This window comes from Clostridium sp. AF15-41, assembly GCF_003604095.1.
In the GTDB taxonomy this organism is placed as follows: Bacteria; Bacillota; Clostridia; order Lachnospirales; family Lachnospiraceae; genus Coprococcus.
The window spans coordinates 171,464-185,026 of the sequence record NZ_QTMQ01000005.1; the positions used below are offsets into that span (position 1 = coordinate 171,464).

Sequence of the window (13,563 nt, forward strand, 5' to 3'; positions counted from 1 at the left end):
CCCTGATTAATTCATGTGATATTTTGTTATAGCGTTATAATCAATATAGCTCAGAAGTTCATTAACAGTTAAAGGTTTACTGTAAAGGTAGCCTATCTGTCATCCGATAATTGGTCCTTCACCTGTTTCTCCGGCATCCCTCTATGATGACATTGTGAGGATTTCGTCGTGCGATGCACATTACCAGTACATACGAGTGTATGTCTGAGCCCGAAGGGCGAGTTTACACAGGAGTATGTACGAATCAGGTATGTGCATCAAACAGAAACCGCAACACGTTATCATAGAGGGATGCCGGAGAAACAGGTGAAGGACCAATTATCGGATGACAGGAAAGCTACAGCAATTCCATCAACTTCATAGCGGCGATGCTCATGCCACGCCTGCGGTCACTGATGATGCACATGTTCCGCTTGGGGATGTGCTTCTTGAAATTTAACCGAAAGATCTCATCACGGTCAATATAGTCACCGGCAAAGTCAGCCACGATCGATCCGATCCCAAGGTTTCTCTTTGCAAACTGTGCGATCATATCACTGGTTGCAAGCTCGAATTCAGGGGTCAGCGTGACACCTTCATTTGCAAGAAACTGATCTACATAGGCTCTTGTGCTGGTGTCATTTTCCAGACAGATGATCGGAAGCTTTTGCAGATCCGGATAGTCGAGAACTTTACCTTTCAGGTCGTTGAATCTTGGACCGGCTATAAAGATATCTTCGATCTCCCGTGCGTTTCGAATCTCCATGTTCGGATTCTGTGGGAGAGGAGTTGTAACGATACCGAAGTCAATGTTATTTGCAAATAAGTGGTCGATCGTACTTGGGGTCGGAGCATTTGTTACATGTACCTTGATGCCGGGATAGAGCTGGTGGAAGCGTTCGAGATACGGAAGCAGATAGAACTGGAGTGTCATATCACTGGCTCCGATCCGGATCTCGCCGGTTTCCAAGTGCATCAATCTGGCAAGCTGCTGTTCGCCCATGGAGATTGCCTCGTATCCTTCGGCTACATGTTTGTAGAGAAGTTCGCCTGCACCTGTCAGGGATACACCTTTTTTCGTCCGGATGAACAGGTTGATACCGATTGCCTGTTCTAAAGATTTGACCGCCTGACTGACAGCGGGCTGGGATACGCACAGCTCTTTAGCAGCAGCAGAGATGCTTGCTGTCTTTGCCACATAATAGAAGATCTTATAATATTCATAATTAATATTCATAGTCGAAACTCCCAGTTAATTTTATTACAGATAATTGTAAAAACGTTATTAAGGTCATGCATATGCATATATCGGGTACATGTATATCAAATGATGTATACACGATATCAAATATAGAAATGCAGTTATGCTAATTGTTGTATTTAAAGTGTAAACCGAACCTGTGTATTTGTAAAGAATAAATATAAGTACAACTTATGTTATATATAATTAATATCGATTTTACTTATAATACATACATGCTATAATATAAAAGTAATTGAGTTCAATTTCGGAAGATATTTCCGGGAAAATGCCATGAAAGCGAGGATAAAAATATGGTAAGAGCGGTTGTCGGAGCCAACTGGGGCGACGAAGGAAAAGGTAAAATAACAGATATGCTGGCGGAAACATCTGATATTATTGTCAGATTTCAGGGTGGTGCAAATGCAGGTCACACAATTGTAAATGACTATGGTAAATTTGCATTGCATACACTTCCGTCCGGTTGTTTCTATGATCATACAACAAGTGTTATCGGAAATGGTGTAGCATTAAATATCCCGGTTCTGTTCAAAGAGCTGAACAGCATCGTAGAAAAGGGAGTCCCAATGCCAAAGATCCTGATCTCAGACAGAGCACAGATGGTTATGCCATATCACATTCTGTTTGATGAGTACGAGGAGGAGAGACTGGCCGGTAAGTCATTCGGATCTACAAAGTCAGGTATCGCACCATTCTATTCAGACAAATATGCAAAGATCGGTTTCCAGGTAAGCGAACTGTTTGACACAGAGGAAGAATTGAAGGATAAGATCAGCAGAGTTATCGCATCCAAGAATGTTCTGCTTGAGTATCTGTATAAGAAGCCGCTTCTTACAGTAGATGAAGTATATGAAACATTGATGGAGTACAAGGCTATCGTAGAGCCATATGTATGTGATGTATCCGCATATCTTCATGAGGCGATCAAAGCAGGCAAGACAATTCTGTTAGAAGGTCAGCTTGGAACATTAAAGGACCCGGATCATGGTATTTATCCTATGGTTACATCATCGTCCACACTGGCTGCTTATGGTGCGATCGGTGCCGGTATCCCTCCATATGAGATCAAGCAGATCGTAACAGTAGTAAAGGCATATTCAAGTGCTGTAGGCGCCGGTGAATTCGTCAGCGAGATCTTCGGAGATGAAGCAGATGAGTTAAGACGTCGTGGTGGTGACGGCGGTGAGTACGGTGCAACAACCGGACGTCCAAGACGTATGGGATGGTTCGACTGTGTAGCTTCCAAGTATGGCTGCCGTATGCAGGGAACAACAGATGTAGCATTTACCGTACTTGATGTACTGGGTTATCTGGATGAGATTCCTGTATGTGTCGGATACGATATCGATGGTGAAGTAACAACAGACTTCCCTACAACAGCTAAGTTAAAGAAAGCAAAGCCTGTATATGAGGTTCTGCCGGGATGGAAGACAGATATCCGTGGTATCAAGAACTACGAAGATCTTCCGGAGAACTGCAGAAACTACATTGAGTTCATTGAGAAACATATCGGATATCCGATCACTATGGTTTCAAACGGACCAAAGAGAACCGACATTATCTACAGAAATAAATAATAAATAAGAAATAAAAAGAAAAACCATACCGACAGCATATATATTTGGGTGGATAGGTAAATCACATAAAAAATATATATGCTGCCGGTATGGTTTTTTGATTATATGGAAAAAACTGTATTAGAATATATTATGCAAGGTTCTTTTGACAACGCTTCAGCATCGCCGGGGTCTCCTGACCGAACTTGCGGCGAAGACGTTTTACAACATAGATATAGGCAGGAATCAGGAAGATATCTGCAAATATCCATGCGAGCGGACTGCCGAGTGCTACAAAGACATAACCGAATTTTGGTACCAGGATAAAGCCTGCGATCGTACGGGCAACCATTTCACAGATACCTGCGATAACGGCAAATGCGGAGTAGCCGAGTCCCTGAATCATAAACCGGACGATATTTACAAGGGCAAGCAGGATGTAAGCTCCTGAGTTGCCAAGCAGGAAATAATATACAAGCTTGATGATCTCTGTTTCTTCTGCATCCAGGAAAAGCAGTGCCAGATTCTTGCCGAATAACAGGATAAATACAAATGCAAGAATCGCATAGACAATACCGAGTTTGATACATGCCTTTAAGCCGGCATCCACACGATCCATTTTCTTAGCACCGACATTTTGTCCGCCGTAGGTTGCCATTGTCGATCCCATGGCATCAAATGGACAGCAGAGGAACATGGAAATCTTTGTTCCGGCGGATACGGCAGCGATAACGGATTCACCCATCGAATTAACTGCAGCCTGAAGAATAACACTGCCGATCGCTGTGATCGAGTACTGAAGCCCCATCGGAACACCCATACCGCATAAGGTCAGACAGTGGCGCATACTAAATGCCCAGTCCTGTTTTGTAAAATGAAGATATCCGAGCTTCTTACACATATAGATCAGACAGCCGACACCGGAGATTGCCTGTGCAACAACGGTTGCAACAGCAGCACCGGCGACACCCATCGGACGAACTAACAGGATATCCAGTACGATATTTAACAGGGAGGATGCGATCAGACAGACAACAGGGGTTACACTGTCGCCGAGAGAACGCAGGATACCGGAAACCATATTATAAAGGAAGGTTGCAGGTATTCCCATAAATATAATAAATATGTAGATAAATGCCTGATCCAGGATGCTGTCCGGTGTCTTCATCCAGATCAGAATATTTCTGGTAAGAATTCCGACTGCAACTGTCATAACGGCAGCGAAGAAGATCGAAGCCCAGACACAGTTTGTAATGTACTTCTTCATATTATCAGTGTCCTTTGCTCCAAAGGCCTGAGCAACCGGGATGGCAAAACCATTGCAGATACCGATGCAGAAACCGAGTATCATAAAGTTGATCGATCCGGTTGAGCCGACGGCTGCAAGTGCATCGACACCCAGAAATTTACCAACGATGATCGTATCGACCATGTTATAAAATTGCTGGAATAAAAGCCCAAATAATAATGGCAGTCCAAAGTTCAAGATCAGTTTCATAGGATTGCCTTCAGTCAGATCCTTGGAACCGTTAATTTTTTTCAGTAAGTTTTTCAATGATTTTACCTCCTTGTGTTAGTTTAGTCATTGCGGGGTGTTGGCTGGAGCCATATGACTTGCCAATACAGGGACATTTGAGTCCGCCGGTACTTGATGGCGCAAAGGCGGCATCTTAGTACCGCTGCAGGACGAAACGAGCGGAAGCGTTCCCTGTTGGCAATGTCTGTATGGCTCCGGCCAACACCCCGCAACGACTTCCATATTCTAAATGCATACTGGATATTACTTCTTTTTATAAGAAAAATCAATCTGGTAAAAATCATGTTTTTTGTCGATGGTTTTAGTACAAAATGTCATGTTTACTCCGGCTTGCTTTTTATGACTGTAGAAAATATAATAGAGAACAGAAAATATACAGAAAGAACGAGGAAAACACATGCAGCATACCGTAAAGAAAAACAGAGCAACCAGAATTGCATACCGGATGGTGGGTGTCTTTTTTGTTGCTATCGGAGCAGCATTTATTCTGTTAATGATCAAAACACATGGCAGTACCGGCGGACGGATATTCAAGCTGGCATTTGGACTTGCACTTGCGGCATATGGATTGATGCTTGTGAAATCTTCATTTCGCAAATCGGCATTTGATCTGACCTATCGTTTTGAAGACGATGAACTGGTAATAGAAAAGGGAAGGAAATCCTATCATACACCATACGATAAGATTACAAATGTGAATCTGGTCATCCCTGATCCACATTTGCCATATTACATATTAAAGATAGATATAGGAAAAGAGCAATTCGTACTGCCGTTCAGCGGGAAACGTGAGAAGTGCGATGCAATCTATTATCATTTATTAAAGAAGATGGGAATTTATCAGGAAAGTGAGACAGAAAGAAGGTAAATCATGAAAGAAAAAATCCTTGCGCTGCTTCGAACGAGCAGTGATTATATATCCGGTCAGGCAATCTGTGAGAAATTAGGTGTCTCGAGAACCGCTGTCTGGAAAAATATCAATGCCTTAAAGGCAGAAGGTTATATTATAGATGCAGTAAATAATAAAGGCTATCGTCTGGTCGGAGAGCCGGATATCGTTACGAAAGAGAAGATAGAGGCAGCACTCACGACATCGGTGATCGGAAGAGAACTGTATTATTATGATGAGACGGATTCCACAAATATACGGGCAAAGCTTGCAGGAGAGACAGATGGAACACACGGAGCGTTGTTTGTTGCAAATGAACAGAATGCAGGACGAGGAAGAAGGGGAAGGGCATGGAGCACCCCGAAGGGAACCAGCATAGCCATGACATTTCTGCTCCGTCCGGATGTGCCGATCGAGAATGTATCCAGACTTACGATCCTGTCGGCACTCGCAACGGCGCGTGCTCTTGCAGATACAGCGGGCTTGCAGGCACAGATCAAATGGCCGAATGATGTTGTAGTCGGCGGCAAGAAGATCTGTGGCATTCTTACAGAGATGAGTTCGGAAGGTATGGATATCAAATATGCAGTTGTAGGTATCGGCATCAATGTATCCATGATGGAATTTCCGGAAGAACTGGCAGACAAGGCGACGTCGATCAAGCTGGAAAACGGAACCGGCTGTGACAGAAGCAAACTGGTCGCTAGTGTGGCAAATCATTTTGAAGAGCTGTATGACGCATTTGTCAAATGTCAGGATCTTCAGTTTATGCTGGATGAATATAATTCCATCCTTGTGAACAAGGATGAACAGGTCTATGTGATCGAAGGATATAACCGGACAGAATACACAGCCCTCGGACTTGCACCAAATGGAGGACTTCGTGTGAAGGATAAAGATGGACAGGAGTCGATCATTATATCCGGGGAAGTGTCCGTGCGCGGAATTTACGGATATGTATAAAAAACTTTCAAAAAACTGGAAATAGCAGCATTTTTCATGTATAATTCTAGGCGTGTATAAAAACAGGTAAGTAATTAGAACTATAATAAAAGAACATGGAGGAACGAGCAAGATGGAAAAAATTCAAATGACTACCCCTTTAGTAGAGATGGATGGAGACGAGATGACCAGAATTCTCTGGAAGATGATCAAGGATGAACTGATCTATCCATTTATCGATCTGAAATCCGAGTATTACGATCTGGGACTTGAATATAGAAATGAGACAAATGATCAGGTAACATTTGATTCCGCATATGCAACACAGAAGTATGGCGTTGCTGTTAAATGTGCAACGATCACACCAAATGCTGCACGTATGACAGAGTATGATCTGAAGGAAATGTGGAAGAGCCCAAATGGAACAATCCGTGCGATCCTCGACGGAACTGTATTCCGTACGCCGATCATCGTAAAGGGCATTGAGCCATGTGTAAAGAACTGGAAGGCTCCTATCACAATCGCAAGACATGCATATGGTGATGTATATAAGAACGTAGAGATCAAGGTTCCGGGTGCCGGTAAGGCTGAGTTGGTATTCACAGGTGCAGATGGTACAGTGATCAAAGAGACGATCCATGAATTCGACGGACCGGGTGTGATCCAGGGACAGCACAACATCAACAAGTCAATCGAAAGCTTTGCAAGATGCTGCTTCAACTATGCGCTGGATATCAAGCAGACAATCTGGTTTGCAACCAAGGATACGATCTCAAAGAAATACGACCATACATTCAAAGATATCTTCCAGGAGATCTTTGATAAAGAATACAAAGAGAAATTCGATGCAGCAGGTATTGAATATTTCTATACACTGATCGACGATGCTGTAGCAAGAGTTATGAAATCCCAGGGTGGATTCATCTGGGCATGCAAGAACTACGATGGTGACGTAATGAGTGATATGATCTCATCTGCATTTGGTTCACTGGCCATGATGACATCTGTACTGGTTTCCCCGGATGGAAAGTATGAGTACGAAGCTGCACACGGAACAGTTCAGAGACACTACTACAAGCACTTAAAGGGTGAAGAAACATCCACAAACTCTGTTGCAACAATCTTTGCATGGACAGGCGCACTCAGAAAACGTGGTGAACTGGATGGCATCGACGCTCTGGTTGATTTCGCAAACAAGCTTGAGAAAGCAACGATCGCAACGATCGAATCCGGAAAGATGACAAAGGATCTTGCACTTATCACAACCCTTGAGAATCCAACTGTATTAAACAGCGAGAACTTCATCAAGGCAATTCGTGAGACCTTAGAGGGCATGTTATAAAAGGACGCAACAATTGTCCATTTAATAAATGATGACATAAAAATGGAAGAATGATTACATATTATTACGCAAGACGCTTTCGCTCTATCTTCATGTAGCGGTTCTAAGTTCACTGCATTCAGCAGTTCACTAAGTACCGACATTCAGACAGGCTTGCTTCATAATAGTAATTCATTCTTCCATTTTTTGTCATAAATGAAATATTTTGAATGGACAATTGTTGCTGAACAGCAGGACGACTTCATTTGGACATAGACTTGCAAACAACGGAGTTATGTGGTACACTCTAACTAATTTTGTGGTACTATAAATAATAGTAGGCAATTGCGAAAACAATAGTCTGAATGTTGTTTGGATACTTTGACTTACTAATACAGGGGCATTTGAGGTCGCCGGTCCTTAGATGGCGCATAAGCGGCATCTTAGTACCGCTGCAGACCGAAACGAGCGAAAGCGTCCCCTGATTGGTAAGGTCAAAAGTATCCAAACATAGTAAAGAGTAGTATTGCAATTGCCTAATAAAACCCAGACAAGGAGACATACCATGGTTATTACAGACGAAACAATCGATTATGTAGGTATTCTGGCGAAGCTTGAGCTTTCCGATGAGGAGAAGGAGCAGGCAAAGAAAGATATGTCAGATATGCTTGACTATGTAAGTAAGTTAAACGAACTGGACACTGAGAATGTGGAAGCAATGAGCCATACATTTTCTTATAATAATGTATTCCGTGAAGATGAAGTAACAAATGGCGACGACAGAGAGAATATGCTGTCAAATGCACCGGAGCAGAAAGATGGCTGCTATAAGGTGCCAAGAACATTTGATTAGGAGGTAACGGACATTGGATATGATGAGTATGACAGCAGTAGAGCTTGGAAAGAAGATCAAGGCCGGAGAGATCTCCGTTATGGAAGCAACCAAAGCCTGCATCGAGAATATAAAGACATACGACAAAGAATATAACTGTTTTATCACCGTAGATGAAGAAGGTGCATTCAAACAGGCAGAAGAAATACAGAAGAAGATCGACAGCGGCGAGCTGACAGGCCCGTTGGCAGGTGTACCGATCGCAATCAAGGATAATATGTGTCAGAATGGTGTACTTACCACCTGCGCATCCAAGATCTTATCAAACTTCGTACCGACCTATACATCAGATGCTGTTGTGAAATTAATGGAAGCAGGAGCCGTGATCGTAGGCAAGACAAATATGGATGAGTTCGCAATGGGAAGTACAACCGAGACTTCTTATTATGGCGAGACAAAGAATCCATGGGATACAAATAAAGTTCCGGGTGGTTCTTCCGGCGGATCAGCAGCCGCTGTTGCAGCAGAAGAAGTACCGTGTGCACTCGGTTCCGATACCGGTGGATCGATCCGTCAGCCGGCAGCATTCTGTGGTGTAACAGGAATCAAGCCAACTTACGGCAGAGTATCCAGATACGGTCTGGTTGCATATGGTTCATCTCTTGACCAGATCGGACCACTTGCAAAGGATGTAACAGACTGTGCAACGATATTAGAGATCATTTCCCGGTATGATAAGAAAGATTCTACATCTGTAGAACGTACGGATAATGATTTTACAAGCGCATTAAAGGACGATGTAAAAGGTATGCGCATCGGACTTCCAAAGGACTATTTCACAGAAGGACTGGATCCTGAGATCAAGGATGCTGTGTACCATGTAGCTGAAGTATTAAAAGAAAAAGGTGCGATCGTGGAAGAATTTGACCTTGGTATGGTAGAATATGCAATTCCTGCATATTATATCATTGCATCCGCAGAGGCAAGCTCGAATCTGGAACGTTTCGACGGCGTAAAATACGGCTATCGTACAGCAGAGTACACAGACCTTCACAACATGTATAAGAAGACACGTTCCGAAGGCTTCGGCGCAGAAGTAAAGAGACGTATCATGTTAGGTTCCTTTACCCTGTCATCCGGTTACTATGATGCATACTATGTAAAAGCACTTAAGGTAAAAGCCCTGATCAAACAGGCTTATGATAAAGCATTTGCAAAATACGATATCATCCTCGGTCCGGTTGCACCTACAACTGCACTGACCATGGGTGAATCCTTATCCGATCCGATCAAGATGTATCTGGGCGATGTATACACCGTTCCGGTCAACCTTGCAGGACTTCCGGGTATTTCCCTTCCATGCGGATACGACAAAGACGGTATGCCGATCGGTGTCCAGATGGTAGGAGATGCATTTAACGAGAAAGCAATCATTCAGGCGGCATATGCATTTGAGCAGACAAGAGAGTACAAGCAGCCTGCCGCTGTAGCAGAAAGGGGTCTGTAAGATGAGTAAAGTATACGAAACCGTGATCGGTCTGGAGGTTCATGTAGAGCTTGCGACAAAGACGAAGATATTCTGCGGCTGCAGTACCGCATTTGGTGGTGCACCGAATACACATACATGTCCGGTATGTACCGGTATGCCGGGTTCCCTTCCGGTACTGAATAAAGGGGTAGTAGAAAAAGCAGTTGCTGTCGGTCTTGCAACCAACTGTACGATCACACAGAACTGTAAATTTGACCGTAAGAATTATTTCTATCCGGATAATCCACAGAATTACCAGATCTCTCAGCTGTACTACCCGATCTGCAGAAACGGAAAGGTAGAGATCGAAGTAGAGGGCAAGAAGAAATTCGTAAGGATCCATGAGATCCACATGGAAGAGGATGCAGGTAAACTGGTACATGATCCATATACAGACAGTTCACTGGTGGATTTCAATCGTTCCGGTGTGCCTCTGATCGAGATTGTATCTGAGCCGGATATGCGTTCTGCGGAAGAAGTAATTGCTTATCTTGAGAAATTACGTCTGATCATCCAGTATCTCGGAGCATCAGACTGTAAGTTAAATGAAGGTTCGATGCGTGCCGATGTCAACCTGTCTGTTCGTGAAGTCGGAGCAGAAGAATTCGGAACAAGAACAGAGACAAAGAACCTGAACTCATTCAAGGCTATCGCCCATGCGATCGAGAATGAGAGAGAACGTCAGATCGATCTGATCGAAGCAGGCGAAAAGGTTGTACAGGAGACCAGAAGATGGGATGATACCAAGGAATATTCATATCCTATGCGTTCCAAAGAGGATGCACAGGATTATCGTTATTTCCCTGATCCTGACCTTGTACCGGTACAGATCAGTGACGAGTGGATGGAGGAGATCCGAAGCCGTCAGCCGGAATTCCGGGATGAGAAGAAGATCCGGTATAAAGAAGAGTATGATATCCCGGACTATGATATAGATATCATTACAAATACAAAGAAGATGGCAGACCTTTTCGAGGAGACGATCGCTCTCGGAGCAAATCCGAAGAAGGTATCCAACTGGCTGATGGGAGAGACCATGCGTCTGATGAAAGAACATTCCATCGATGCAGATGAGTTGTCATTCAGCGCAGAGCACCTTGCAAAGCTGATACAGATGGTAGATGCGAAAGCCATCAACAGCAATGTCGCAAAGGAAGTATTCGAGAAGATATTTACAGATGATATCGAACCGGAAAGCTATGTAAAAGAACATGGACTTGCCACCGTAAATGATGAGGGTGCACTCCGTAAGGTTGTAGAAGAAGTAATTGCCAATAATCCAAAGGCGATCGAAGACTTCCGTGGCGGAAAAGAAAAAGCACTTGGCGCATTGGTCGGACAGACCATGAAAGCAATGAAGGGCAAGGCAGATCCGGCATCCGTAAACCAGATGCTCCGTGAGCTGTTAAAATAATCGATACCAATAGAAAAAAATGAAGAGAAAGCAGGTGGCATATCCACCTGATGACCACCTCTCATGGTGGGATGGAGATTGATATGGAAGAAACCAGACATGTGAGAAAGAGAGACATTTACAAACGTATTATCACATTTTCGGAAGGCGTGCTTCTGTTAGCTGCGGAAGTACTGCTGTTTGCGAGAATGTGGTATACCGAATATGCAGATAATACTCAGGCTATCCAGATTCCGTTCTGGAACAAAGGTAACTGGGCGGTAATCGGTATGTATGCGATTATCATTTATCTGTTTACGAAGCTGTATGGTGGTTATAAAGTAGGATTCCTCCGGGTGATGGATGTTCTCTTTTCACAAATATTATCATTGGTCTGTGCAAATATCGTAGGTTATATCGAGCTGTGTATCATTGCCCGTAATTATCTGCCGGCACTGAACATGATCGAGCTTACATTCTTAGAGATCATAGTTATATTTATATGGGTATTTGTCTGCAGGATGATGTACCGCAAGTTCTATCCACCGAGACATTTACTGCTTGTTTATGGATATAAGACACCGACCGAATTCATTGATAAGATTAATGCCAGAAAAGACAAATACATCATTGCTGACCGTATTCATGTCAGTGAAGGTGAGAAAGCATTAAAAGAAAAAATCTTACAGTACGATGGCGTTATCCTTTGTGAGACAAAGGCATATATCAGAAACGAACTGGTAAAATACTGCTTCGAGCATTCAATCCGTTCGTATGTGGTACCGAAGTTATCGGATATCATTATCTTAGGAGCAGAACCAATCCATTTGTTTGATACACCGTTATTATTATCCAGAAACCAGGGACTGACAGGAGAAGATATGATCTTCAAGCGTCTGATGGATATTATCGTATCTCTGATCATGATCATTATCTTTTCACCGTTTATGATCCTGATCGCACTTGCGATCAAGCTCTATGACAGAGGCCCTGTATTCTATAAACAGGATCGTCTGACATTAAATGGCAGGGTGTTCAAGATCATGAAATTCAGAAGTATGCGGATGGACTCCGAGGAACATGGCGCACAGCTTGCAAGAAAGCATGATGACAGAATCACACCGGTTGGCCGTGTGATCCGTGCCACACACTTAGACGAGCTGCCACAGCTCTTTAATATCTTAAAGGGTGATATGTCAGTCGTAGGCCCTAGACCGGAACGTCCGGAGATCGCAGCACAGTACAGGGAGACTTTCCCGGAATTCGACTATCGTCTGAAGATGAAGGCCGGACTTACCGGATATGCGCAGGTTTACGGTAAATATAACACCACACCGAGAGATAAGGTGAAGCTTGACCTGACATATTATGAGCAGTATTCCTTATGGCTGGATCTGAAGCTGATCCTGCTGACCTTCAAGATCTTATTCCAGAAGGAAAACACGGAAGGAATCGATGCAAATCAGACGACAGCGATCCGTGAAGACAAGACAAAGAAAACAGGCATCAAGCATCCACATGATGAAGCCGAGGATGCCTTCTATAGTGTAGAGGAAAAGAAATAAATGAAACCAGAAGTATCCGTGATCATTCCGGCATATAATTGCAGCAGAACAATTAAACAGGCAATCGATTCCGCACTTTGTCAGGATGTGATATCAGAGATCATAGTGATCGACGACTGTTCACCGGAGGATCTGACGGAGTGCCTGGCAGAATATAAAAGCAATCCACAGGTTAGACTATATAAGAATGAAACCAATCTTGGCGTAGCAGCAACGAGAAATAAAGGTGTGCAGCTTGCAGAGGGCGAATATGTAGCATTCTTAGATTCCGATGATATCTGGCGGTCGGGAAAGCTCTCAAAACAGCTTGCTGTTATGAAGAAGACCGGAGTGGTATTATCCTCAACTGCCAGAGAACTGATGGAAGAGGACGGAACCCATACCGGGCGGATCTTGCCGGTACCGGAGAAGATCACTTATAAAGGTATGTTATATGGAAATGTGATCAACTGCTCATCCGTAGTGATGAAGCGGGAGGTGGCAGCAGAGTTCCCGATGGGGGATGATGATGCTCACGAGGATTATATCTGCTGGCTGCAGATCCTTAAGAAATACGGGGAGGCAGCAGGCATCAATGAACCGTTACTGCTTTACCGGATGGTGAAGAACAGTAAATCAGGTTCCAAATTACATTCTGCAAAGATGACGTATCAGGTATACCGGAAGATGGGATTTGGAACAGTGAAGTCACTTGGATATTTTGCAGGATATGCGATACATGGAGTAAAGAAGTATTTTCTTTAAATAAAAAGAAACGGAG

General features: G+C 43.5%; 11 protein-coding genes. 9 read left to right on the forward strand and 2 right to left on the reverse strand.

All coding sequences use genetic code 11. From position 1 onward, the window contains the following. Positions 1-337 precede the first annotated feature (337 nt). Positions 338-1,216, reverse strand: coding sequence for a LysR family transcriptional regulator (locus tag DWW43_RS05625; RefSeq protein ID WP_119962972.1), 879 nt, complete (start codon positions 1,214-1,216; stop codon positions 338-340). 317 nt (positions 1,217-1,533) lie between these two features. On the opposite strand from DWW43_RS05625, the gene DWW43_RS05630 reads away from it, so the two are divergent. Next, the gene (locus DWW43_RS05630; protein ID WP_021944858.1) at positions 1,534-2,817 is read left to right on the forward strand and encodes an adenylosuccinate synthase; all 1,284 of its coding nucleotides are present in this window, start codon (positions 1,534-1,536) and stop codon (positions 2,815-2,817) included. Between the two features lie 130 nt (positions 2,818-2,947). Here the strand turns inward: DWW43_RS05630 and DWW43_RS05635 are convergent, their stop codons facing one another. Then, entirely contained in the window at positions 2,948-4,294 is a 1,347-nt protein-coding gene (locus tag DWW43_RS05635; RefSeq protein WP_044945384.1) for an MATE family efflux transporter, read from the reverse strand. A gap of 436 nt (positions 4,295-4,730) precedes the next feature. On the opposite strand from DWW43_RS05635, the gene DWW43_RS05640 reads away from it, so the two are divergent. The 8 genes from DWW43_RS05640 (at position 4,731) to DWW43_RS05675 (ending at position 13,547) form a co-directional block, all read left to right on the forward strand. Continuing rightward, positions 4,731-5,201, forward strand: coding sequence for a hypothetical protein (locus DWW43_RS05640; RefSeq protein ID WP_119962973.1), 471 nt, complete (start codon positions 4,731-4,733; stop codon positions 5,199-5,201). Between the two features lie 3 nt (positions 5,202-5,204). Then, positions 5,205-6,185, forward strand: a complete 981-nt coding sequence (locus tag DWW43_RS05645; protein ID WP_117808465.1) for a biotin--[acetyl-CoA-carboxylase] ligase — start codon at positions 5,205-5,207, stop codon at positions 6,183-6,185. Positions 6,186-6,297: 112 nt separating this feature from the next. Beyond that, entirely contained in the window at positions 6,298-7,506 is a 1,209-nt protein-coding gene (locus tag DWW43_RS05650) for an NADP-dependent isocitrate dehydrogenase (RefSeq protein ID WP_119962974.1), read from the forward strand. Positions 7,507-8,050: 544 nt separating this feature from the next. Next, positions 8,051-8,338 (forward strand): Asp-tRNA(Asn)/Glu-tRNA(Gln) amidotransferase subunit GatC, encoded by a 288-nt coding sequence (gene gatC / locus DWW43_RS05655; protein WP_008401384.1) that lies wholly within the window; start codon positions 8,051-8,053, stop codon positions 8,336-8,338. Between the two features lie 19 nt (positions 8,339-8,357). After that, complete coding sequence (gene gatA / locus DWW43_RS05660; RefSeq protein WP_347475251.1) at positions 8,358-9,824, forward strand: Asp-tRNA(Asn)/Glu-tRNA(Gln) amidotransferase subunit GatA; 1,467 nt, start codon at positions 8,358-8,360, stop codon at positions 9,822-9,824. A gap of 1 nt (position 9,825) precedes the next feature. After that, on the forward strand, positions 9,826-11,259 hold the full coding sequence (gatB, locus tag DWW43_RS05665; RefSeq protein ID WP_008401386.1) for an Asp-tRNA(Asn)/Glu-tRNA(Gln) amidotransferase subunit GatB: 1,434 nt from the start codon (positions 9,826-9,828) through the stop codon (positions 11,257-11,259). 83 nt (positions 11,260-11,342) lie between these two features. Then, a complete protein-coding gene (locus DWW43_RS05670) occupies positions 11,343-12,803 on the forward strand; it encodes an exopolysaccharide biosynthesis polyprenyl glycosylphosphotransferase (protein ID WP_207665998.1) in 1,461 nt (486 codons plus the stop codon). Beyond that, entirely contained in the window at positions 12,804-13,547 is a 744-nt protein-coding gene (locus tag DWW43_RS05675) for a glycosyltransferase family A protein (protein ID WP_119962975.1), read from the forward strand. The last annotated feature ends 16 nt before the right edge of the window (positions 13,548-13,563 follow it).